This is a genomic window from Streptomyces amritsarensis (genome assembly GCF_001953875.1).
GTDB classification, from domain to species: domain Bacteria; phylum Actinomycetota; class Actinomycetes; order Streptomycetales; family Streptomycetaceae; genus Streptomyces; species Streptomyces amritsarensis.
On sequence record NZ_MQUR01000058.1, the window covers coordinates 1 to 21,011 of the forward strand.

Below are 21,011 nucleotides of genomic sequence, written 5' to 3' on the forward strand. Positions count from 1 at the left end.
GCCCCCCCACACCCCCGAGCAACCCCGCCCGGGCCACGCCCAACCCGCACCACGCTCACCCCGCCCGGGCCGCGCCCCCGCACCGCCGAGCAACCCCGCAGGCAGGCCCCGCCCAACCCGCACGGCACTGCGCCCCCGCCAGGGAAAACCGCCCCGGCCGCCGCCAACCCCCGCCGGAGCGACCCCCACACCGCCGAGCCGCCCGCAGGGCAACCGGCAGGGGGCCGCGCATCCGCCCGCGCCGCGCGACACCCCGTCCCTGGCACCCCGTGAGGAAAACGGGGTACCAACTCCCCCATGACGATCAACGGCGGCATTTCCTTCTGGTACGCGACCGACCACAGCGCCCCGGCCGCTCCGCCCCGCGCGCCCCTCACCGCCCACACCACGGCCGACGTCGTCATCGTCGGCGGCGGCTACACCGGCCTGTGGACCGCCTACTACCTCAAGCAGGCCGCGCCCGACCTGCGCGTCACCGTCCTGGAGCAGAGGTTCTGCGGCTACGGCGCCTCCGGGCGCAACGGGGGCTGGCTCTACAACGGCATCGCCGGCCGCGACCGCTACGCCGCCCTCCACGGCCCGCAGGCCGCCCGGCACCTCCAGCAGGCCATGAACGCGACCGTCGCCGAGGTCGTCGACGTCGCCGCCAAGGAGGGCATCGACGCCGACATCCACCGCGGCGGCGTCCTCGAAGTCGCCCGCACCCCCGCACAGCTCGGCCGCCTCAGGGCCTTCCACGCCGCCGAGCTCGCCTTCGGCGAGACCGACCGCGAGCTCCACGACGCCGCCGCCACCCGCGCACGCATCGACATCGCCGACGCCGTCGGCTCCAGCTGGAGCCCGCACGGCGCCCGCATCAACCCCCTCAAGCTGGTCAGAGGTCTGGCAGGGGCCTGTGAACGCCTCGGCGTGGTGATCCACGAATCCACCCCGGTCACGCAGATCTCCGCGGGGAAGGCGGTCACCCCCTACGGGACGGCCCGCGCCCCGTACGTCCTGCGCTGCACCGAGGGCTTCACCGCCGCCCTGAGGGGCCAGAAGCGGTCGTGGCTGCCGATGAACTCCTCGATGATCGCGACCGCCCCGCTGCCCGCGGAGACATGGGCGCAGCTCGGCTGGTCGGGCCGGGAGGTCCTGGGCGACATGGCCCACGCGTACATGTACGCGCAGCGGACCGCCGACGACCGGATCGCGATCGGCGGGCGCGGGGTCCCGTACCGCTTCGGCTCGCGGACCGACCACGACGGCCGCACCGGGCAGGCCACCGTGGATTCCCTCCGCGACCTCCTCTTCTCCTTCTTCCCGGTCCTCGCCGGTACGGAGATCACCCACGCCTGGTCGGGGGTCCTCGGCGTGCCGCGCGACTGGTGCGCCACCGTCACCCTGGACCGCGCCACGGGCGTGGGCTGGGCCGGCGGGTACGTCGGCTCGGGCGTCGCCACCTCCAACCTCGCCGGCCGCACCCTGCGCGACCTGGTCCTCGGCGAGTCCACCGCGCTGACCGGCCTGCCGTGGGTGAACCACCGCGTCCGCCGCTGGGAGCCGGAGCCCTTGCGCTGGCTCGGCGTGCAGGCCCTCTACGCCGCCTACCGTGCGGCGGACCGCCGGGAGGCGGCCACCCGCACCCCGAGGACGGCTCCCCTGGCCCGCCTGGCCGACCGCGTCTCGGGCCGCCACTGACGGAGCACGAAAACGGCGGAAGGCCCCGGGCGCTCGCCCGGGGCCTTCCGCCACTGGAGCCCCCTGTCGGATTCGAACCGACGACCTACGCATTACAAGTGCGTTGCTCTGGCCGGACTGAGCTAAGGAGGCACGGCGCACCCGCCGTGTACTGCGAGCGAAGCCGCCATCACTCTACACAGCGCGCGAATCCCCCTGCCATCGCATTGGCGGGCCCGCCGGACGGCGGCCACGGCCGGCCGGCGGGTCCGACAGATCGCACAGAGTTCGAAGTCACGGCGGCGCGGTGCTGACAGGAGCGGGTACGGCGGGTAGCGTCGGGCGGAGTCCGCATTCTGGACTAGACCTTCCACTCGGATCGTCCGGCACGTTCCTGCCGGTAGAAGGGATACACCACCATGGCTTCTGTCACTTTCGACAAGGCGACCCGCCTGTACCCGGGCGGCGACAAGCCCGCCGTCGACCAGCTGGAGCTGGAGATCGAAGACGGCGAGTTCCTCGTCCTCGTCGGCCCGTCCGGCTGCGGCAAGTCCACCTCGCTGCGCATGCTCGCCGGCCTGGAGGACGTCAACGGCGGCGCCATCCGCATCGGTGACCGCGACGTCACGCACCTGCCGCCGAAGGACCGGGACATCGCGATGGTGTTCCAGAACTACGCGCTCTACCCGCACATGTCCGTCGCCGACAACATGGGCTTCGCGCTCAAGATCGCCGGCGAGGACAAGGCCACCATTCGCAAGAAGGTGGAGGACGCGGCGAAGATGCTCGACCTCACGCAGTACCTGGACCGCAAGCCCAAGGCGCTCTCCGGCGGTCAGCGCCAGCGTGTCGCCATGGGCCGCGCGATCGTGCGCAAGCCGCAGGTGTTCCTGATGGACGAGCCGCTGTCGAACCTCGACGCCAAGCTCCGCGTGTCGACGCGTACGCAGATCGCCGCGCTCCAGCGCGACCTCGGCATCACGACCGTCTACGTCACGCACGACCAGGTCGAGGCCATGACCATGGGCGACCGGGTGGCTGTGCTCAAGGACGGTCTGCTCCAGCAGGTCGACACCCCGCGCAACATGTACGACCGCCCCGCGAACCTCTTCGTCGCCGGCTTCATCGGCTCTCCCGCCATGAACCTGGTCGAGGTCCCGATCACGGACGGCGGCGTGAAGTTCGGTGACAGCGTCGTCCCGGTGTCGCGCGCCGCGCTGTCCGCCGCGGCCGACGCGGGCGACCGCACCGTCACGGTCGGCGTCCGCCCGGAGCACTTCGACGTCGCCGAGAGCGGCGGTCTGACCGTCACCGTGAACGTCGTCGAGGAGCTCGGCGCCGACGGCTACGTCTACGGCTCCACCTCGGCCGCCGAGGGCTCGCAGGACCTCGTGGTCCGCGTGGGCGGCCGCCAGGTCCCGGAGAAGGGCTCCAGCCTGCACATCGTGCCGCGGGCCGACGAGATCCACGTCTTCTCGACGTCTTCCGGGCAGCGACTGTCCGACTAGTCGTACCGGCAAGGGGTTTGGAGGGGCGTCCCGCCAAGGGGCGCCCCTCCGCCGTTCGTTGCCGGCGGGCATCCCCCAGGAACCCCGACAGACCGGGCCATTCGGGCGGAGTCGTCAACCCGGAATTCGAAAAGCCACGTCGAGCCATCCCCCGACAGGGTGACTAAATGTCGCCAAATCCTCACCGAGCGCTACTCTCGCCCTCGTGACCCACACTGCCCGCCGAATCGGCCGTTCCCTCGCCCTGGTCCTGCCCGTCGTCCTGGTCCTGTCCGGGACCCTCGCGGTCACCATGGTTCCCTGGGCGGACACGTCCTCCTCCCAGCTCGTGACCGCGTCCGCCGAGGGCGTCTCCACGCCCGCGAAGCCGCGCGCCGCCCACGAGGTGCTGCGCACCCGGCTCGTCGGCGAACTGCAGCAGGGCCAGGCGCCGGACGACGTCCTGACCCACCTCCAGCAGGAGGTCAACCGCCGGCCGTCGCTCGCCGAGCACTGCGTGGGGATCGCCCGGGCGCTCGGACGCGCCGCCGTCGAGGCGTACGGCCCGACGAAGGCCCAGTCGTTCGCCCGCCCCGTCTGCGACACCTCGTACGCCTCCGGCGTCGCCTCCATGGGCTGACACGCGCCTCGTCCCTACGCTGGCCGCCATGACCGACGCCCCCCGATCCGCCTCCTCCGCAGCCGCGTTCCCCGCCGCACCCACCCAGGCAGTCGTCCTGGCGGGCGGCCAGGGTTCGCGGCTGCGTCCGTACACCGACGACCGCCCCAAGCCCATGGTCGAGATCCCGGGGACCGGGCTGCCGATCATCGGGCACCAGCTGGCCTGGCTCGCGGCCGAGGGCGTCACCGACGCCGTCGTCTCGTGCGGGCATCTCGCCGGCGTGCTCCAGGAGTGGCTGGCCGGGGCGCCGTTGCCGCTGCGCGTGACCACGGTCGTCGAGGAGGAGCCGCTGGGGCGCGGCGGCGGCCTGAAGCACGCCGCACGGCACCTCCCCGACCCCGGCGGGGCCTGGTACGCCACGAACGGCGACGTCTGGACCCGTTTCTCGCTCCGCGAGATGGCCGCCTTCCACGACGAGCGGGGGGCGGTCGCGACGCTCGCGCTGGCCCGGCCGCGGATCCCCTGGGGGGTGGTGGAGACCAACGAGTTCGGGCACGTACTGGACTTCATCGAGGCCCCGCTGTCGCCCTACCCGGTGAACGCCGGCGTGTACGTCTTCGGGCCCGAATTCGCCGCTCTGCTCCCCGACTTGGGGGACCACGAGCGCACCACCTTCCCGCGTCTGGCGCGGCAGCGGCGGCTGGCGGGCTTCCCGCTGCCGCAGGGCGCCTACTGGCGGGCGATCGACACGGCCAAGGACCTCATCGAGGCCGCACGGGAGTTGGCGGCGCAGACGGGCACCTGAGGGCCCTCACGGCCCCCGCCGCGCCCCATCCCACCCCGCCCACACCCACAGGGGACCACCACACCGCCGCACAGGGCCCCGCGCGCAGGGACCCGGCAACACCCCCGTACACGCCGCAGGGGCCCGGCACGCTCGCGCGTACCGGGCCCCTGCGTGCCGGCCCCTGGCGGAGGGCTCAGCCGATGAGCCCGCCGATCAGGCCGGGCTGCTTGGTCGGGGCGGTGCCGCCCCCGCTGATGCTGCTGCCCGACGAGGACGACGGCGACTTCGGCGCCGTCGACTGCCGCGGGGTGCTGCGCGGGGTCTGCTGCTTGCCGGTCGTGCTGCCCCGGGTCGCGGTGGGCGACTGCGAACCCGTCCCGGCCGTCTCCCGGGACGGCGCGCCCGACGCGGTCTTGCCCGCCTTGGCGGAGGGCTCGGACGGCGAGGGCGTCGGCGACGCGGGCCGGGTCGGCTGCTGCGCGGGCTGCTGCCTGGCAGGTGTCTGCGGCAGCGGACGGCCCGGCAGGTAGTTGCTGGGGGCCTCGCCGGGACCGGGGACGGTGACCACGGTGGTGGAGCGGACGGCGCCGCCCAGGAGCGAGCCGACGAGCAGGGTGAGCCCGCACACCACGCTCGCCATGACGGCACCGCGCCGCAGCACGCGGCGGCGCAGCCGCCAGATCTCCGAGCGCGGCCCGAGGGTGCGCCAGGCCTCGCCGGCGAGCCGGCCGTCGAGGGAGTAGACCGGCGCGCCCGCGATGATCAGCGGGCTCCACGCGGCGAGGTAGATGATGTCGGGCGCGTCGTAGGCCGGGACGGTCTTCCAGCTCACCGTCATCAGCAGCGCGGCGGACAGCAGCGCCCCGAAGCAGGCCGCGAACCGCTGCCACAGGCCGAAGACCGTCAGCACGCCGACGATGACCTGGAGGAAGGCCACGCTGAGGCCCGCGCCCACCGGGTGGGCGAGGGCGAAGTCGCGCAGCGGCTCGGCCAGCGCCCACGGGGTCAGGGTGTGCAGCCAGGTGACCATGGAGCCGCGCTCGCCGCCGTCGAAGTAGACGGGGTCGCACAGCTTGCCCATGCCGGCGTAGATGGAGATGAAGCCGAGGAAGACGCGCAGCGGGAGCAGCACGACACCGAGGTTCATCCGGCGGCCGGGGTAGTAGGAGGCCTGGCCGCGGTTGTCGGCGGCGGGGCGCCGCGACTCCGGCCCGGCGCCGGCCCCGGGGCCGTGCGGCTGCTCGTACGGGAGGTCCCGTACGGCGGCCAGGGGGCGGGTCTCGGCGGGGTCCCCGTAGCTGCGCTGGCCGATGACGGTCGGCGTGGCCAGGGTGTCCTCGGCGAGGTCGTGGTCCAGGTCGATGCGCGGGATGACCTGGGTGGCGCCGCCGTCGTACTCGTCGTGGCCGCGTACGGCCTGGAGCAGTCCGCCCATGGCCGCGGCGGCGTCCCCGGTGTCGGACTTGCCGCTCCAGACCACGGGGGCCCGGCGGCGGGCGGCCCCGGCGGCGGCGACCGCGGCACCGCCCAGGACGGGCGCGCGGCCGGGGGCCTTCGCGGGCTTGGAACGCGCGCTCGGGCTCGGTGCGAGCCGCACGCGGAAGCTGGCGTGGTTGACGATGACCTGTGCGGGGTCGCACGGCACCTTGACCATGCTCAGCGCGGGCTGGTCGTCGAACCCTGACGTTCTGGTGTCCACACTCATCTAACCGAGTGATCAGTGTTTAGGACACTGCCTTGACATCAGGGATCTGTCCGAGACCCGTCAAGATCAAGCCACCCCGCCCGGAACGGGCGGGGTGACACGCTCACGGGTCATATTCAGTGAGCCAAGTGGATCAAAGCGATCAGGTGCGCGGCCGTGCGGCGCGCCGGCGGGCCGCCTCGTACAGCACGACGCCCGCGGCGACACCGGCGTTGAGGGACTCGGCGCCGCCCGGCATCGGGATGCGCACCAGGTAGTCGCAGTTCTCGCCGACGAGGCGGCCGAGGCCCTTGCCCTCGGAGCCGACGACGATGACGACCGGGCCGCCGAGCGCCTCCAGGTCCTGCACCTCGTGCGTGCCCTCGGCCGCGAGGCCGACGATCGCGATGCCGGCCTTCTTGTAGTCCTGCAGGGCGCGGGTGAGGTTGGTGACGCGGGAGACCGGCGTGCGGGCGGCGGTGCCGGCCGAGGTCTTCCAGGCGCCGGCGGTCATGCCGGCGGCGCGCCGCTCGGGGATGACCACGCCGTGGCCGCCGAAGGCGGAGACGGAGCGGACGATCGCGCCGAGGTTGCGCGGGTCGGTGACGCCGTCGAGGGCGACGATGAGCGGGTCCTCGCCGTTGTCGTATGCGGCGTCGGTGAGGTCCTCGGGGTGCGCGTACTCGTACGGCGGGACCTGGAGGACGAGGCCCTGGTGGTTGAGCCCGTTGGTCATGCGGTCGAGCTCGGGGCGCGGGGCTTCCATCAGGTTGATGTTGCCGCGCTCGCCCGCGAGCTGGAGTGCCTCGCGGACGCGCTCGTCGTTGTCGATGAACTGCTGCACGTAGAGGGTCGTGGCCGGGACGCCGTCGCGCAGCGCCTCGAAGACCGGGTTGCGGCCGACGACCATCTCGCTGGTGCCCTTGGGCCCGCCCCGGCGGGGGGCCGGGCGGCGCTTGGCGGCCTGGCGGGCCATGGCGTTGGCGATGCGGTTCGCCTTGTGCTTCTTGCGGTCCTCGGCCTTGGGCGTGGGGCCCTTGCCCTCCAGGCCCTTGCGTCGCTGGCCACCGCTGCCGACCGTGGCGCCCTTCTTGTTGGACGTGCGGCGGTTCCTGCGCTGGCTGTTCCCGGCCATGACCTCTACCTGTTTTCGTTGGTGCTGCGATATGTACGTATGAAGAGTGTGCCGCCCGGGAGGCCGGGCGGCACAGTCGGACTGCTCCGGGTGCCGGGGGCTCAGCGGGGGCCGAGCGTCCAGCGCGGACCCGTCGGGCTGTCCTCGATGACCAGGCCGGACTGCTGGAGCTGGTCGCGGATGGCGTCGGCGGTCGCCCAGTCCTTGCGGGCGCGGGCGGACTCGCGCTGCTCCAGGACGAGGCGTACGAGGGTGTCGACGGCGCCGTGGAGGTCCTCGCCGCGGTCGGCCTCGCCGGCCCAGTGCGGGTCGAGCGGGTCCAGACCGAGGACGCCCAGCATGGCCCGCACCTCGGACAGGCGCGCGATGGCCGCGTCCTTGTCGTCGGCGGCGAGCGCGCTGTTGCCCTGGCGGACGGTGGTGTGGACGATGGCGAGCGCCTGCGGGACGCCGAGGTCGTCGTCCATGGCCTCGGCGAAGGCGGGCGGGACCTCCTTCGCGGCCTCGACGGGGCCGCCGGCCTTCTCCACGACGCGCTGGATGAATCCCTCGATGCGCGCGAAGGCCGACTCGGCCTCGCGCAGCGCCTCCTCGCTGTACTCGATCATCGACCGGTAGTGCGGGGTGCCGAGGTAGTAGCGCAGGACGATCGGGCGCCACTGCTTGACCATCTCGGAGACGAGGACCGAGTTCCCGAGGGACTTCGACATCTTCTCGCCCGACATGGTCACCCAGGCGTTGTGGACCCAGTAGTTCGCGAACGCGTCGCCGAACGCCTTGGCCTGGGCGATCTCGTTCTCGTGGTGCGGGAAGATCAGGTCGAGGCCGCCGCCGTGGATGTCGAAGGCCTCGCCGAGGTACTTGTGCGCCATGGCGGAGCATTCGAGGTGCCAGCCCGGACGGCCGCGGCCCCACGGCGTCTCCCAGGAGGGCTCGCCCGGCTTGGCGGACTTCCACATGGCGAAGTCGCGCGGGTCGCGCTTGCCCGTCTCGCCCTCGCCGGAGGGCTGGAGCAGGTTGTCGAGCTCCTGGTTGGACAGGCTCAGGTAGCCGGGGAAGGAGCGCACGTCGAAGTAGACGTTGCCGTCGGCCTCGTAGGCGTGGCCGCGCTCGATCAGGCCGCGCATCATCTCGATCATCTCGGGGACGTGGCCCGTGGCGCGGGGCTCGTAGGTGGGCCGCAGGCAGCCGAGGGCGTCATAGCCGTTGTTGAAGGCCTGCTCGTTGTCGTAGCCGATGGACCACCAGGGGCGGCCCTGCTCGGCCGACTTCGTGATGATCTTGTCGTCGATGTCGGTGACGTTGCGGATGAAGGTGACGTCGTAGCCGCGGTACGCGAACCAGCGGCGCATGACGTCGAAGTTCAGGTAGGACCTGATGTGCCCGATGTGCGGGGCCGCCTGGACGGTGGCGCCACAGAGGTAGATCGAGACGCAGCCCGGAACGAGCGGGGTGAAGTCGCGGATCTGCCGGGCGCTGGTGTCGTACAGGCGAATAGTCACGGCATCCAGGGTAGTGCGCCTGTAGCAGTGCCCCGCGACCTTTGGGGGCGCGGGGCCGCTTTGTTGCCGAAGATGTGCCGTCTCCGCGGGCGTTCAGGCCCGGTTCGTCCGGTACACGAGGGCGGTGGCGATCGCCGCGAGGCCCTCGGCCCGGCCGGTGAGGCCCAGTCCGTCGGTGGTGGTGCCCGATACGGAGACGGGGGCGCCCGCGGCGGCCGCGAGCGCCTTCTGCGCCTCTTCGCGCCGCTTGCCGATCTTCGGGCGCACACCGATCACCTGGATGGCGATGTTGCCGATCTCGAAGCCCTCCGCGCGCACGATCCGGGCGGCCTCCGCCAGGAGGGTGACGCCGGCGGCGCCGGACCACTGCGGGCGGGAGGTGCCGAAGTGCGCGCCGAGGTCGCCGACTCCGGCGGCCGAGAAGAGGGCGTCGCAGGCGGCGTGCGCGGCGACGTCGCCGTCGGAGTGCCCGGCGAGGCCGTCCTCGCCCTCCCACAGCAGGCCGGCGCACCACAGCTCGCGGCCGGTCTCGAAGGCGTGCACGTCGGTGCCGATCCCGACGAGCGGGATCAGGGGGGCGTCGTCGGAGCTAGAACCCATCGGTGGCCCTCCTGCGGGCGAGTACGGCCTCTGCGAGGACCAGGTCGAGCGGGCGGGTGACCTTGAAGGCCTCTTCGTGTCCCGGGATCACCACGACGGGGACGCCGAGGCGTTCCACCATGCCGGCGTCGTCGGTGGCGCCCTCGCCGTCGACGGCGATCGCGGCGTGCGCCTGGAGGAGCGTGGCGAGGTCGAAGCCCTGCGGGGTCTGCACGGCGCGCAGCCGGGCCCGTTCGGGCGTGGCGACGACCGGCTCGGGCTCGCCCGGCTTGCCGGGCTCGACCTCCTTGACGGTGTCGGCCAGCGGGAGTGCGGGCACCACGGCGCGGGCGCCGTCGCGCACGGCCTCGACGACGGCGTCCACGGTGTCCACGGGGACGAGCGGGCGGGCCGCGTCGTGGATGAGTACGGAGGTGACGTCCTGCGGGAGCGCCTCCAGGCCGGCCCGTACGGACTCCTGGCGGGTCTCCCCGCCCGGGACGACGAGGACCTCGGTGCGCTCGGGCAGCGCGTGCTCGCCCAGCAGGAGGCGCACCTCGGCCGCTTCTGCGGCCGGGGCGACGACGACCACGACGGACACCGCGCGGGAGCGGGCCATCGCGCGGACGGCGTGCACGAGCATCGGGGTGCCGCCGAGGGCCCGCAGGGCCTTGGGGGCACCGGGGCCGAGGCGTACCCCGCGGCCGGCGGCCGGGATCACCGCGGCGGTGCGGTGGGGGCGCGTTACGTCAGACATCAGTAGCTCCGAGCCAGGTTTCCGAGCCAGGTTTGTGACTTCGGCCGACATGGGTATGGCCTGAAGGGTGCCGGGTGCGACGCCCCTCGCCCCTTCCGTGACGACCGGTCGAGCGGGCTGCCCGGACCCGGCATGCCAGTGAGGAGTCAGCCGTACGCGTACGGCAGTACGGGTACGGGTGGGTCAAGAGGTACGGACACAGACATGCCGCAGCGCCCGGCAACAGGTCTCTCGTGGAGGAGGGACCTTGTCATCGGGCACCGCGGCAAGCTGTGCACACCGTGCACGGGGCCTCGCGTCAGGACGCGAGCACCTCGTCGAGGAGGGCCTCGGCCTTGTCCTCGTTCGTGTTCTCAGCGAGCGCGAGCTCGCTGACCAGGATCTGGCGCGCCTTCGCGAGCATGCGCTTCTCGCCCGCGGAGAGCCCGCGCTCGCGCTCACGACGCCACAGGTCACGCACCACTTCGGCGACCTTGATGACATCGCCAGAAGCGAGCTTCTCCAGATTTGCCTTGTAGCGCCGGGACCAGTTCGTCGGCTCTTCTGCATACGGTGCACGAAGCACCTCGAAGACCCGGTCCAGCCCGTCCTGGCCGACTACGTCGCGAACGCCGACGAACTCCGCATTGTCCGCAGGCACACGAACCGTCAGGTCGCCCTGGGCGACCTTGAGCACCAAGTAGGTCTTGTCCACGCCTTTGATCTGGCGAGTCTCAATGGCCTCGATCAGCGCGGCCCCGTGATGGGGATAGACCACGGTGTCGCCAACCTTGAACGTCATGTGACAGGTACCCCTTCCGTGGCTATCCAGGGTAACACGAGAACTGACTGTTATGAATGGCGTTTTCGCAGGTCAGGGCACATCTCGGGGCTTGACAACAGCAACAGGAACGTGCTGCGGAAGGCTTCCGGAAGGGGGTATTCGCAGGTCGGGGGCGCTGCGCGGACCAGGCGAAAGGGCCACGCTACACCTGCTCCGCACCTCCACCAGTGTGACGTACGTCCCGTTTTGCCGGGTTGAGAGTCGCGAAACCCAACTGCTCCGTTCGGCTGGCGAGCGCCCGTACGAGAGCGGGTTCCGGCCCAATCCGGAATTGATCACCGAGTGGCGTTCGGGGAATCCGGTAATTGATCAACGGGCGGCGGTCGCACGATATGCGAGCGCCACATGATCGGCGAGGGGAACGGCGGGGTGAACCCCGGACGGAATGCAAGATCGAGGACCGCCCCGAGGGCGGGGGCCACCCTGCGGAGGGTCGGGTGCGGGGGCGGGGCGGCGGCTCGGTAACCTAAGCGCGCTGACACACCCTTAGAGCGGCTTTACCTCGGCCGTTCCGGGGGTACCTCCCAGCGGTTGCCGGGAGGGCCCACCCTTCCGTTCCGTTCGTCCAAGGAGTTGCCGCCGCCGTGAGCCGCAGCCTTCGACGCGGCGCCCTCGCCGCCACCGCCGTCGTGTTCTCGATCGCCTCGCTGGCCGCATGCGGTGCGGGCAACGACGCGCAGACTCTCCAGATCAAGCCGGACAACGCCGCCGCCACCAAGGGCGACATCGAGATCCAGAACGCTCTGGTGATCACCCAGGGCGAGAAGGACAAGAAGGGCCCGGCCGTCGTCTCGGCGACCGTCTTCAACAACGGCACCAAGGCGCAGACGCTTGACGGCATCACCCTTGCGGATGGCAAGGGCAAGGTCGTGCTGAAGCCCGCCGGGGGCGCCGGCAAGATCACCGTGCCGGCCGGCGGCTCCGTGGTGCTCGGCGGCAAGGACAACGCCTCCGCCGTGATCGAGAACGGCTCCGAGGCCGCCAAGAACGGCGACGTGCAGAAGGTCGTCTTCCAGCTGAGCAGCACGGGCGGCGTCGAGCTCCAGGCCTTCGTGGTGCCGGCCACCGGCATGTACGCGGGCTTCGGCCCGTCCGCTGCCCCGGCCCCGGCCGGCAGCCCGTCCGGCAGCCCCTCGGGCACGCCGTCGGGCTCCCCGTCCGGCTCCCCGTCGGGCGCGGGCGCCTCCGGCAGCCCGTCCGGGGCCCCCTCGGGCGCCGCGGGCGCGTCGCCGTCGGGCTCCGCCTCGCACGCCGCGGGCCACTGACGCACGCCGTAGCGCGTACGCACATGGGAAGGGCCCCCGTCCGCTTCGGCGGACGGGGGCCCTTCCCTTTGCGGGCGCGGCCCGCGGAACGGGTGTACGGGGTGCCGGCCTACGGCTCGAACTTGTAGCCCAGGCCGCGGACGGTGACCAGGTAGCGCGGCGCGCCCGGGTCGGGTTCGATCTTGGCGCGCAGTCGCTTCACGTGGACGTCGAGGGTCTTGGTGTCGCCGACGTAGTCGGCGCCCCAGACCCGGTCGATCAGCTGCATGCGGGTCAGTACGCGGCCCGCGTTGCGCAGCAGCATCTCCAGCAGGTCGAACTCCTTGAGCGGGAGGTCGACCTTGCCGCCGGCGACGGTGACCACGTGGCGGTCGACGTCCATGCGTACGGGGCCCGCCTCCAGGGCGGCCGGGGTGACCTCCTCCGGCTCACCGCGGCGGCGCAGGACCGCGCGGATGCGGGCGACCAGCTCCCGCGAGGAGAAGGGCTTGGTGACGTAGTCGTCGGCTCCTATCTCCAGCCCGACGACCTTGTCGATCTCGCTGTCCTTGGCGGTCACCATGATCACGGGCACGTTGGAGCGGCCGCGCAGCTGCCGGCAGACCTCGGTGCCGGGCAGGCCGGGGAGCATCAGGTCGAGGAGGACGAGGTCGGCGCCGTTGCGCTCGAACTCGTCGAGCCCGTCGGGGCCGGTCGCCGCGATGGCGACCTCGAAGCCCTCTTTGCGGAGCATGTACGACAGGGCGTCGCTGAAGGATTCCTCATCCTCGACGACGAGCACTCGGGTCACGGAAGGACCTCCGGGGCAGGGATGGCTGGAGCGGTTCTGGTTCAGGCTGGGGTCGGGTGGGTGCGGGGGGCGGCCGCCGGGGACGACGCGGCCGCTTCGGGGAGCCGCAGGGTGAAGGTGGAGCCCTGGCCCTCCGAGCTCCACACCGACACCTCGCCGCCGTGCGAGGCCGCCACGTGCTTCACGATCGCAAGGCCGAGGCCGGTGCCTCCCGTGGCGCGGGAGCGGGCCGGGTCCACGCGGTAGAAGCGCTCGAAGATGCGCTCGCGGTCCTTCTCCGGGATGCCGATGCCCTGGTCGGTCACGGCGATCTCGATCAGGTCTCCCCCGGGTGCCGTGACCCGGCGCCCGGCTATGCCGACGCGGGTACGGGCGGGACTGTAGTTGACGGCGTTCTCGACCAGATTTCCGAGGGCGGCGGCGAGCTGCCCGCGGTTGCCCCAGACGCGCAGGTCGGCGGTGCCGCCCGCGGCCATGGTGATCTGCTTGGAGGACGCCGTGTGCCGGCACCGGTCGATGGCCTCGGCGACCAGCGTGTCCACGCGGACGGGCTCGGCGTCCTCCAGCGGGTCGTCGTTCTGCACCCGGGAGAGGTCGATGAGCTCCTGCACGAGGTTGATCAGCCGGGTCGACTCGATCTGCATGCGGCCGGCGAAGCGGCTGACCGCCTCGGGGTCGTCCGCGGCGTCCATGACGGCCTCGGACAGCAGGGAGATCGCCCCGACCGGGGTCTTCAGCTCGTGGGACACGTTGGCCACGAAGTCACGGCGCACGGCCTCGATGCGGCGGGCCTCGGTGAGGTCCTCGACCAGCAGCAGCACCAGGCGGGAGCCGAGCGGGGCGACGCGCGCGGACACCGCGAGGGCCTCGCCCCGACCGGTACCGCGGCGGGGCAGGTCCAGCTCGACCTGGCGTATCTCCCCGTCGCGGCGGGTGTCGCGGGCCATGTGGAGCATGGGCTCCACGGCCAGCTTGCCGCCGCGTACGAGCCCGAGGGCGTAGGCGGCGGACGAGGCCTTGACGACGGCGTCGCCCTCGTCGAGGACCACGGCGGAGGAGCGGAGCACGGACAGGACGGTGTCCACGCCGGGCGGCAGCACCGCGTTGATGTCGGGGCGCATGGAGCTCCGGGTGGGGCGGGCCTGGTCGCGCTCGCTCCAGCGGAACGCCAGCATCGCGATGACGCCGGTGCACAGACCGGCGATCGCTGCAGCTGCGGCGACCGCCGCGTTCACGTCCATGGATCCAGGTTAAGCAGGCACGACGACACTTCCACAGCCGTTCGGGTGGCACCTCGAACAGTCGTCGCCCAGAGTTCACCCTGGCGACGGGGTTGATTCACTTGTGGTGCCGGAGTCGGACGCGTTCGCGTCTCACCGTGTCACCGTGGGGCAGAAGGCCGCCCCGGCCCGCCCCGGGCAGCACCGCAGTAGGCAGTAAAAGGTCGAGAGAGGGACACGAGACATGCGCGACGCGTACCACGAGGAACTGGACTCGATCGGAGAAGGCCTGGTCGAGATGGCCCGGCTCGTCGGTTCCGCGATCGGGCGGGCCACGACGTCCATGCTCGATGCCGACCTGAAGCTCGCCGAGAGCGTCATCGCCGCCGACCAGAAGGTCGACGACCTCCAGCACGACCTGGAGGCCCGCGCCATCGCGCTGCTGGCCCGCCAGCAGCCCGTCGCCACCGACCTGCGGATCGTCGTGACCTCGCTGCGGATGAGCGCCGACCTGGAACGCAGCGGCGACCTGGCCCAGCACGTCGCGAAGCTCGCCCGGCTGCGCTTCCCGGACCGCGCCGTCCCGCGGGACCTGCACGCCACGATCCTGGAGATGGGACAGCTCGCGCAGCGCCTGATGGCGAAGGCGGCCGAGGTCATCATCACCAAGGACGTCGACCTCGCGCTCCAGCTGGAGCAGGACGACGACGAGATGGACCAGCTGCACCGCACGCTGTTCCAGCACCTGATGGACGACCGGTGGAAGCACGGCATCGAGACGGCGGTCGACGTGACGCTGCTCGGCCGCTACTACGAGCGCTTCGCGGACCACGCGGTGTCGGTGGCCAAGCGCGTGGTCTACCTGGTGACGGGCGAGCACGCCGACGACCTCCAGCAGCCGACCCAGGTCGAGGGCGTCTGACGCCGCGCGAAGGCGCGCTACGGCGCCGAGCCACTCCGCGCTCCCGTGCGCCGTTGACGCGCTGGTGCAGCCGGGCATGAATGAGGGGCGAGGGCGGTCAGTCGTACGAAGTCCCGTATGCCGCGGGGCACCGCCCCGCCGAGGAGGAACCATGCCCGATTCCCCCGTCCCCATCACCCCGGAGCAGGAGCAGCCGCCGAAGCCCGAGCCCATGCGGCTCCCGCTGCTCGCGGCCTGCGGCTGCGGCTCCGGCTGCGGCTGCGGCTGCCAGTCCGGTGCCCCCTGCCAGTGCGGTGGCTGACCGGGCCCACCCGGTCCGGCACCCCGCCGCACGTCACCGCACCCGGTGCGACGAGAGGCCCCCTGCCCGCGGACGTCCCGCAGGCGGAGGGCCTTTCCGCGTACGGAACCGCAGGACCCCGTCCGGCGGACCGGCAACGGGAAGGGGAAGGGGAAGGGCCTAGCGCAGGAGCCACTTCCGGGTCAGCTCCATGACCTCCGCGCGGCTGCGGCCGCCGTGGTCGGCGGCGATGAAGTGGGAGCCGATCCGGAGGGAGAAGGTGATCAGGGAGCGGACCTCGACGTCGTCCTCGTCGGCGCAGAAGGCGCGGAACAACGAGCGCAGGTACTCCATGCGCCGGCTGTCCGCACGGCGCAGCCGCTCGGCGACGGCCTCGTCGCGCCGGGCCCAGTCGCGGATCGCCAGGTCGGCGTCGACGCCGACCACCGGCCCCTCCTCGTAGGAGGCGACGATCGTGAACAGCCGGTCCAGCCGTGTCCTGGCGTCTCCCCCGCCGCTCTCGACCAGCTCGATCACGGCCTCGGTGACCTCCCGCTCCCAGGTGTCGAGCATCTCGGTGAGCAGCGCGCCCCTGCTGCCGAAGTAGCCGTAGAAGCCGCCCTTGCTGACGCCGAGCGCCTGCGCGAGCACCTCGACGCGGACGGCCTCCGGGCCGCCGGCGGCCAGCGCCCGCAACCCCTCCTCGATCCACTTGCCGCGCGGTGTGCGGGTCGCGCCCATGGTGTGCCCCCTCCTCACGCACCCCCTGTCTATACGGTGCCGTATAGATGAGTGCTAGCCTCGATCTATACGGCATCGTATAGACAGGGGCTTGGCTCATGAGACTCCCCAGCACCGCGCACACCTCCCGTCCCTGGCGGATCCACGAGATCGCCGGCGACTTCCGGGTCGAGGACGTGTGGGCACTCCCGACCCCGGGCGGTCCGGACGACCTCGCGCGACTGGTACGCCAGTTCTCGCGGGACACGGGCGACCCCGTCCCCTCCCGCGTGGGGCGCGCGCTCTTCGCGATCCGCTGGAAGCTGGGCGCCCTGCTCGGCTGGGACGCGCCCGCCGGCGGCCTCAGCTCCCGGGTGCCGACGCTCCGCGACCGGCTGCCCGCGGACCTCCGCGAGGGCGACCGCGGCCCCGACGTCCCGTCGCTGCCCTTCACGTCCGTCTACCAGACGCACGACGAGTGGGCGGCGGAGACGGCGAACAAGACGATGCACGGCGTGCTGCACATCGGCTGGGTCGAGGACGGAAACGGCGGCCACCACGGCCAGATGACGGTCCTGGTGAAGCCCAACGGCCTGCTGGGCGCGGCCTACATGCTGGCCATCAAGCCCTTCCGCTACCTGGGCGTCTACCCGGCCCTCCTCCGCTCGATCGGCGCGGAGTGGCGCAGGACCACGCCGACCGCCGCGCCGAACTGAGCCCGGGAGCGGCCTGTTGCCCCCGCCCCCGGCGAGCCGGGGGGGCGGGGGCTGGGACGGAGGGACGGAGCAGGGGTGGTCAGCGCTGGAGGTCGATCGTGAAGCGCCTGGTGCCCGGGGCGATCGTGTCGGCGTGGACCGAGCCGCGAGCCCGGTCGAACTCACCGGTGCCGCCGGTGATCGCGTTGTCGAACGAAGGGGGAGGCCCCGGGAGGAGATGGCCGAAGACCATCCCCTGCACGGAGAGCTGACCGCCCGGGAGGGTGTAGGTCACCACGCAGTGCTCGGCTCCGCCGTCGGCGACCCGGGTGGTGGTGCAGGTGCCGCCGGTCTCGCCGACCTGTCTGTCGTCCTTGTCGAAGAGGATCGAGCGGAAGACGGTCCGGTCGCCCTGGGCGGCCGCGCCACCGGGATTGACGGGGAAGCGTGTCTGCTCCGCGAGCCGGCCGATGAGTGTGATCACCCGGCCCTTGCCCTTGTCGTGGGCGGAATCGGTGTCCGCCGCGGCGGCGGCCGCGGCAGGGGCACAGGCGAGAAGGGTGACCAGCGCAGCGGCCGTGCCGAGACGGGCGGCTCTGATGGGGCGCATCGTGCGGCTCCTGGGGTTCGTGCTCACGGATGGTCGGATGACGAGCCCGTCATCCGATGTCCTTGATAACCCCGTCTCGGCCGCCGCCCGGAGCTTCCCGGCGCGACCCTCCGTCAGGTCCGACCGATCAGAGTAGAAGGAGACCCCGAACGGACCGGCCCGGACGGACGACAGCCCCCCACCCGCCGGGAAATGGCAGGTGGGGGGCTGTTTCGTGCGTCAGGGTTACTTCTTGCCCTGGTTCTTGACGGCCTCGATGGCGGCCGCGGCCGCGGCCGGGTCCAGGTAGGTGCCGCCCGGGTTGAGGGGCTTGAAGTCCGCGTCCAGCTCGTAGACGAGCGGGATGCCGGTCGGGATGTTCAGGCCCGTGATGTCCTCGTCCGAGATGCTGTCGAGGTGCTTGACCAGACCGCGCAGCGAGTTGCCGTGCGCGGCCACCAGGACCGTACGGCCCGCGAGCAGGTCCGGGACGATGCCGTCGTACCAGTACGGCAGCATGCGCTCGACGACGTCCTTGAGGCACTCGGTGCGCGGACGCAGCTCGTTCGGGATCGACGCGTAGCGCGGGTCCTCGGACTGCGAGAACTCCGTACCGTCCTCGAGCACCGGCGGCGGGGTGTCGTAGGAGCGGCGCCACAGCATGAACTGCTCCTCGCCGAACTCCGCGAGGGTCTGCGCCTTGTCCTTGCCCTGCAGCGCGCCGTAGTGGCGCTCGTTCAGGCGCCAGGAGCGGTGCACCGGGATCCAGTGGCGGTCCGCGGACTCGAGCGCGAGCTGCGCGGTGCGGATGGCGCGCTTCTGGAGGGAGGTGTGCAGAACGTCGGGCAGCAGGCCGGCGTCCTTGAGCAGCTCACCGCCGCGGACCGCCTCCTTCTCGCCCTTCTCGGTGAGGTTGACGTCCACCCAGCCGGTGAACAGGTTCTTCGCGTTCCATTCGCTCTCGCCGTGGCGGAGGAGGATCAGCTTGTACGGTGCGTCGGCCATGCGTACGAGCCTAATGGACGCGCGGGCGCGCTCGCGCGCGGTGTGCGGCGGCGCCGATTGACGGTCCGGGTCAATTGACTGGCGCCCCGCACCCACCCCCTCGTAATGTGCACCTCGCCAGAGAGGCACTTACACCCTCGGGGGGATTCCGTATGTCCGCTGCCAGTCTGAGACGGGCCGCCCGGGAGAGCGTCTCGGGTCTGCCCCGGGCGTTCTGGTGGCTCTGGACGAGCACCCTCGTGAACCGGCTCGGGGCCTTCGTCGCGACCTTCATGACCTTGTACCTGACCCTGGACCGGGGCTACTCGGCCTCCTTCGCGGGACTGGTGGTCGCCCTCCACGGTCTGGGCGGCGTGATCTCCTCGCTCGTCGCGGGCGTGATGACCGACCGGCTGGGGCGGCGCCCCACACTGCTGGCGGCCCAGGCCTCGACCGCCGTCTCGGTGGCGCTGCTGGGCTTCATGGAGCACCCGGCGGCGATCGCCGCCGTGGCCCTGCTGGTCGGTATGACCTCGAACGCCTCCCGCCCGGCGGTCGCGGCGATGATGGCGGACATCGTCCGCCCCGAGGACCGCGTACGGGCCTTCGCGCTCAACTACTGGGCCATCAACCTCGGCTTCGCCATCAGCGCGACCGCGGCCGGCCTGATCGCCGAGTACAGCTACCTGGCCGGCTTCCTCGGCGAGGCCGCCCTCACGCTGGCCTGCGCGGTGCTGGTGTACGTGAAGCTGCCCGAGTCCCGGCCGGAGCGCGGCGGGTCCGGCGCGGCCGGCACGGCCGGGGGCCCCGGCGGCGGGTCCTCGGACGCGAGCGGTGCGGAGCCGGAGATCGGGCTCAAGGCGGTGCTGCGGGACGGGCGGTTCATGGGCGTGGTCGGCCTGTCGTTCCTGATCTCGCTGATCTTCACGCAAGGGTCGGTCGGCCTGCCGGTCGCGATGGGCTCCGCCGGGTTCTCGCCCGGGGACTACGGGCTTGTGATCGCCGTCAACGGCTTCCTGATCGTCGCCCTGCAGATCCCCGTCACCCACTTCATCGAACACCGCGACCCGCAGAAGCTGCTGGTGGTCTCGGCGCTGCTGGCCGGCTACGGCTTCGCGCTGACGGCCTTCGCCGGACCGGTGTGGGCGTACGCGCTGACGGTGTGCGTGTGGACGCTCGCCGAGATCGTCAACTCGCCGACCCAGATGGGCCTGGTCGTACGGCTCTCGCCGGTGCACGGGCGGGGGCGCTACCAGGGCGTCTACACCATGTCCTGGGCGGTGGCCGCGCTGGTGGCGCCGCTGATGGCCGGCTTCATGATCGACCGGTGGGGTGCGGACCTGTTGTGGGCGACCACCGGTGTGCTCGGCACGGTGGCGGCGGTCGGCTACTGGCTGCTGATGCGGGGGCTCTCCGAGGGTGACGGGGCGCCGGCCCCGGCCACGGCCGGCAACACCCCCGCCGCCCCACCGAAGCCCCCGCTCCCCGCCGAACCGACCCCGCCCGCCCCGCTCCCCACCCCGGACCCGGCCCGGACGAACTGACCCCCGCAGAAGCCGGCAGATCCGGCGGGCCGCACGCAGGCCGCACGCAAGCCGCACGCAGGCCGTACGCAGGGCGGTTGCCGCAGGGGCGGGGGTCAGGTCAGGGTGCCGAAGATCGCGGACAGGAGGGTGCCCGCTGCGAGGAAGAGGACCGTCAGCACCGCCATGGCGGTTCTCTGCTCCGCCGTCACCTCGGCCTCCGCCATGGCCGCGCCGGAGTGGGCGGCCGGCATCGGCGGCGGCAGGGGCTCGCCGCCCTCCCCCAGGGCCCGTACCGTGCCCATCCCGTGCTTGAGGTGGTTGGCGACCAGCCACACGTTGACCGGGTACGCGAAGAGCAGGCCGGCCAGCACCGCCAGTGAGAACGTCGCCCAGAAGCGCACGTCGGCGACGTCCCGCGCGCCCGGCACCTGGCTGCGCACGATCACGTTCACCGCGACCATGGCGCCCATCACGCAGTTCATCGACAGCCATTCCGCGTAGACCGTCGACCGGACGGCCCGCGCGTAGCTGCCGCCGAGCATGTCGCGCATGAACAGGGCCTGGAAGACCAGCAGCCCGAAGCCGAAGCCCACCGCGTACTCCAGCAGCGCGTCCGCCCACGGCGCAAGGCCGAGCAGCGAGGCGACGACGGCCGCGACCATGATGCCGGTCGCGTCGCCGGCCACGCAGTGGATGGTCGAGCCGAGCGCCTGCTTCCACAGCGGCGCCACGAACCGCTCGTGGGTGCCCGGCCGCGACTCCTTGCAGGACAGCACGTAGAGCGCGGCCCCCACCGGGCCGATGTACAAGGTCACCAGCACCCAGCCCCACTTCATCACCGTGAGCTCGGGGTTCTTGGTGAACGCGTCGTGGGCGACGTAGCCGGCGGACAGGAGCGCCAGGGCGAACCATGCGTACATGAGTGCTTCGGCTGTGCTCCCGCTCATCCCGCCACGGTGCGTCTGCCCGGCCGCGGCAGGGTGCG

At 72.2% G+C, this 21,011-nt stretch carries 20 protein-coding genes, 1 tRNA gene and 1 pseudogene; 9 read left to right on the forward strand and 13 right to left on the reverse strand.

Going from position 1 to position 21,011, the window contains the following annotated elements; genetic code table 11:
- The first annotated feature begins 297 nt into the window (after window positions 1-297).
- Window positions 298-1,680, forward strand: coding sequence for an NAD(P)/FAD-dependent oxidoreductase (locus AVW11_RS22825; protein WP_076045635.1), 1,383 nt, complete (start codon window positions 298-300; stop codon window positions 1,678-1,680).
- Window positions 1,681-1,734: 54 nt separating this feature from the next.
- Here the strand turns inward: AVW11_RS22825 and AVW11_RS22830 are convergent.
- Window positions 1,735-1,812, reverse strand: a tRNA-Thr gene (locus AVW11_RS22830).
- Window positions 1,813-2,078: 266 nt separating this feature from the next.
- Between AVW11_RS22830 and AVW11_RS22835 the strand changes: the two genes are divergently transcribed.
- From AVW11_RS22835 to AVW11_RS22845, 3 genes are all read left to right on the forward strand, one after another.
- Entirely contained in the window at window positions 2,079-3,167 is a 1,089-nt protein-coding gene (locus AVW11_RS22835) for an ABC transporter ATP-binding protein (RefSeq protein ID WP_030855385.1), read from the forward strand.
- Between the two features lie 205 nt (window positions 3,168-3,372).
- Entirely contained in the window at window positions 3,373-3,786 is a 414-nt protein-coding gene (locus AVW11_RS22840; RefSeq protein WP_030855386.1) for a hypothetical protein, read from the forward strand.
- Between the two features lie 28 nt (window positions 3,787-3,814).
- Entirely contained in the window at window positions 3,815-4,573 is a 759-nt protein-coding gene (locus tag AVW11_RS22845; RefSeq protein WP_030855387.1) for a nucleotidyltransferase family protein, read from the forward strand.
- 175 nt (window positions 4,574-4,748) lie between these two features.
- On the opposite strand, the gene AVW11_RS22850 is transcribed toward AVW11_RS22845, so the two are convergent.
- The 6 genes from AVW11_RS22850 to AVW11_RS22875 all read right to left on the reverse strand — a co-directional run bounded on the left by AVW11_RS22850 (window position 4,749) and on the right by AVW11_RS22875 (window position 10,993).
- Window positions 4,749-6,260 (reverse strand): DoxX family protein, encoded by a 1,512-nt coding sequence (locus AVW11_RS22850; protein WP_060181062.1) that lies wholly within the window; start codon window positions 6,258-6,260, stop codon window positions 4,749-4,751.
- Window positions 6,261-6,402: 142 nt separating this feature from the next.
- A complete protein-coding gene (gene rlmB / locus AVW11_RS22855) occupies window positions 6,403-7,374 on the reverse strand; it encodes a 23S rRNA (guanosine(2251)-2'-O)-methyltransferase RlmB (protein WP_030855389.1) in 972 nt (323 codons plus the stop codon).
- A 101-nt stretch (window positions 7,375-7,475) separates the two neighbouring features.
- Window positions 7,476-8,876: a cysteine--tRNA ligase gene (cysS, locus tag AVW11_RS22860; protein WP_060181061.1), complete on the reverse strand. Its 1,401-nt coding sequence runs from the start codon at window positions 8,874-8,876 to the stop codon at window positions 7,476-7,478.
- 93 nt (window positions 8,877-8,969) lie between these two features.
- Window positions 8,970-9,476, reverse strand: coding sequence for a 2-C-methyl-D-erythritol 2,4-cyclodiphosphate synthase (gene ispF, locus AVW11_RS22865; RefSeq protein ID WP_060181060.1), 507 nt, complete (start codon window positions 9,474-9,476; stop codon window positions 8,970-8,972).
- Window positions 9,466-10,212 (reverse strand): 2-C-methyl-D-erythritol 4-phosphate cytidylyltransferase, encoded by a 747-nt coding sequence (gene ispD, locus AVW11_RS22870; protein ID WP_030855393.1) that lies wholly within the window; start codon window positions 10,210-10,212, stop codon window positions 9,466-9,468. Before ispD ends, ispF begins: the two co-directional genes overlap by 11 nt.
- Before the next feature lie 298 nt (window positions 10,213-10,510).
- Window positions 10,511-10,993 (reverse strand): CarD family transcriptional regulator, encoded by a 483-nt coding sequence (locus AVW11_RS22875; RefSeq protein ID WP_003953493.1) that lies wholly within the window; start codon window positions 10,991-10,993, stop codon window positions 10,511-10,513.
- Window positions 10,994-11,619: 626 nt separating this feature from the next.
- Here AVW11_RS22875 and AVW11_RS22885 point away from each other — a divergent pair.
- Window positions 11,620-12,300, forward strand: coding sequence for a hypothetical protein (locus tag AVW11_RS22885; RefSeq protein WP_030855394.1), 681 nt, complete (start codon window positions 11,620-11,622; stop codon window positions 12,298-12,300).
- A 109-nt stretch (window positions 12,301-12,409) separates the two neighbouring features.
- Here AVW11_RS22885 and phoP read toward each other — a convergent pair whose 3' ends face one another.
- A complete protein-coding gene (phoP, locus tag AVW11_RS22890; protein ID WP_465270294.1) occupies window positions 12,410-13,081 on the reverse strand; it encodes a two-component system response regulator PhoP in 672 nt (223 codons plus the stop codon).
- Between the two features lie 104 nt (window positions 13,082-13,185).
- Window positions 13,186-14,331 (reverse strand): annotated as a pseudogene (phoR, locus tag AVW11_RS22895) (two-component system sensor histidine kinase PhoR); the annotation flags it as partial.
- Between the two features lie 223 nt (window positions 14,332-14,554).
- Here phoR and phoU point away from each other — a divergent pair.
- Window positions 14,555-15,232 (forward strand): phosphate signaling complex protein PhoU, encoded by a 678-nt coding sequence (phoU, locus tag AVW11_RS22900; protein ID WP_030009600.1) that lies wholly within the window; start codon window positions 14,555-14,557, stop codon window positions 15,230-15,232.
- 151 nt (window positions 15,233-15,383) lie between these two features.
- A complete protein-coding gene (locus tag AVW11_RS37790; RefSeq protein WP_167389241.1) occupies window positions 15,384-15,533 on the forward strand; it encodes a hypothetical protein in 150 nt (49 codons plus the stop codon).
- 159 nt (window positions 15,534-15,692) lie between these two features.
- Here the strand turns inward: AVW11_RS37790 and AVW11_RS22905 are convergent, their stop codons facing one another.
- The gene (locus tag AVW11_RS22905) at window positions 15,693-16,253 is read right to left on the reverse strand and encodes a TetR/AcrR family transcriptional regulator (protein WP_030855397.1); all 561 of its coding nucleotides are present in this window, start codon (window positions 16,251-16,253) and stop codon (window positions 15,693-15,695) included.
- A 98-nt stretch (window positions 16,254-16,351) separates the two neighbouring features.
- Here AVW11_RS22905 and AVW11_RS22910 point away from each other — a divergent pair, with 98 nt between their 5' ends.
- On the forward strand, window positions 16,352-16,948 hold the full coding sequence (locus tag AVW11_RS22910; RefSeq protein WP_030855399.1) for a DUF2867 domain-containing protein: 597 nt from the start codon (window positions 16,352-16,354) through the stop codon (window positions 16,946-16,948).
- 79 nt (window positions 16,949-17,027) lie between these two features.
- On the opposite strand, the gene AVW11_RS22915 is transcribed toward AVW11_RS22910, so the two are convergent.
- Together AVW11_RS22915 and AVW11_RS22920 are read right to left on the reverse strand one after the other, a co-directional pair.
- Window positions 17,028-17,537, reverse strand: coding sequence for an allene oxide cyclase barrel-like domain-containing protein (locus tag AVW11_RS22915; RefSeq protein WP_037834628.1), 510 nt, complete (start codon window positions 17,535-17,537; stop codon window positions 17,028-17,030).
- A gap of 225 nt (window positions 17,538-17,762) precedes the next feature.
- On the reverse strand, window positions 17,763-18,521 hold the full coding sequence (locus AVW11_RS22920) for a phosphoglyceromutase (RefSeq protein ID WP_030855401.1): 759 nt from the start codon (window positions 18,519-18,521) through the stop codon (window positions 17,763-17,765).
- 152 nt (window positions 18,522-18,673) lie between these two features.
- Between AVW11_RS22920 and AVW11_RS22925 the strand changes: the two genes are divergently transcribed.
- Entirely contained in the window at window positions 18,674-20,044 is a 1,371-nt protein-coding gene (locus tag AVW11_RS22925; RefSeq protein ID WP_030855402.1) for an MDR family MFS transporter, read from the forward strand.
- Window positions 20,045-20,139: 95 nt separating this feature from the next.
- Here the strand turns inward: AVW11_RS22925 and AVW11_RS22930 are convergent, their stop codons facing one another.
- Window positions 20,140-20,973 carry a DUF4396 domain-containing protein gene (locus AVW11_RS22930; RefSeq protein ID WP_060181058.1) on the reverse strand — a complete coding sequence of 278 codons (834 nt, stop codon included), beginning with the start codon at window positions 20,971-20,973 and terminating at the stop codon, window positions 20,140-20,142.
- Window positions 20,974-21,011: the final 38 nt, after the last annotated feature.

What these genes read in the sequence shown, in the direction of transcription:
- AVW11_RS22845 (WP_030855387.1), top strand. Translation starts at nt 3,815, where the DNA reads ATGACCGACGCCCCCCGATCCGCCTCCTCCGCAGCCGCGTTCCCCGCC.
- ispD (WP_030855393.1), bottom strand. Translation starts at nt 10,212, where the DNA reads ATGTCTGACGTAACGCGCCCCCACCGCACCGCCGCGGTGATCCCGGCC.
- AVW11_RS22925 (WP_030855402.1), top strand. Translation starts at nt 18,674, where the DNA reads ATGTCCGCTGCCAGTCTGAGACGGGCCGCCCGGGAGAGCGTCTCGGGT.
- AVW11_RS22920 (WP_030855401.1), bottom strand. Translation starts at nt 18,521, where the DNA reads ATGGCCGACGCACCGTACAAGCTGATCCTCCTCCGCCACGGCGAGAGC.
- AVW11_RS37790 (WP_167389241.1), top strand. Translation starts at nt 15,384, where the DNA reads ATGCCCGATTCCCCCGTCCCCATCACCCCGGAGCAGGAGCAGCCGCCG.
- AVW11_RS22875 (WP_003953493.1), bottom strand. Translation starts at nt 10,993, where the DNA reads ATGACGTTCAAGGTTGGCGACACCGTGGTCTATCCCCATCACGGGGCC.
- phoU (WP_030009600.1), top strand. Translation starts at nt 14,555, where the DNA reads ATGCGCGACGCGTACCACGAGGAACTGGACTCGATCGGAGAAGGCCTG.
- AVW11_RS22930 (WP_060181058.1), bottom strand. Translation starts at nt 20,973, where the DNA reads ATGAGCGGGAGCACAGCCGAAGCACTCATGTACGCATGGTTCGCCCTG.
- AVW11_RS22835 (WP_030855385.1), top strand. Translation starts at nt 2,079, where the DNA reads ATGGCTTCTGTCACTTTCGACAAGGCGACCCGCCTGTACCCGGGCGGC.
- rlmB (WP_030855389.1), bottom strand. Translation starts at nt 7,374, where the DNA reads ATGGCCGGGAACAGCCAGCGCAGGAACCGCCGCACGTCCAACAAGAAG.
- AVW11_RS22850 (WP_060181062.1), bottom strand. Translation starts at nt 6,260, where the DNA reads ATGAGTGTGGACACCAGAACGTCAGGGTTCGACGACCAGCCCGCGCTG.
- AVW11_RS22905 (WP_030855397.1), bottom strand. Translation starts at nt 16,253, where the DNA reads ATGGGCGCGACCCGCACACCGCGCGGCAAGTGGATCGAGGAGGGGTTG.
- AVW11_RS22825 (WP_076045635.1), top strand. Translation starts at nt 298, where the DNA reads ATGACGATCAACGGCGGCATTTCCTTCTGGTACGCGACCGACCACAGC.
- ispF (WP_060181060.1), bottom strand. Translation starts at nt 9,476, where the DNA reads ATGGGTTCTAGCTCCGACGACGCCCCCCTGATCCCGCTCGTCGGGATC.
- AVW11_RS22915 (WP_037834628.1), bottom strand. Translation starts at nt 17,537, where the DNA reads ATGCGCCCCATCAGAGCCGCCCGTCTCGGCACGGCCGCTGCGCTGGTC.
- AVW11_RS22910 (WP_030855399.1), top strand. Translation starts at nt 16,352, where the DNA reads ATGAGACTCCCCAGCACCGCGCACACCTCCCGTCCCTGGCGGATCCAC.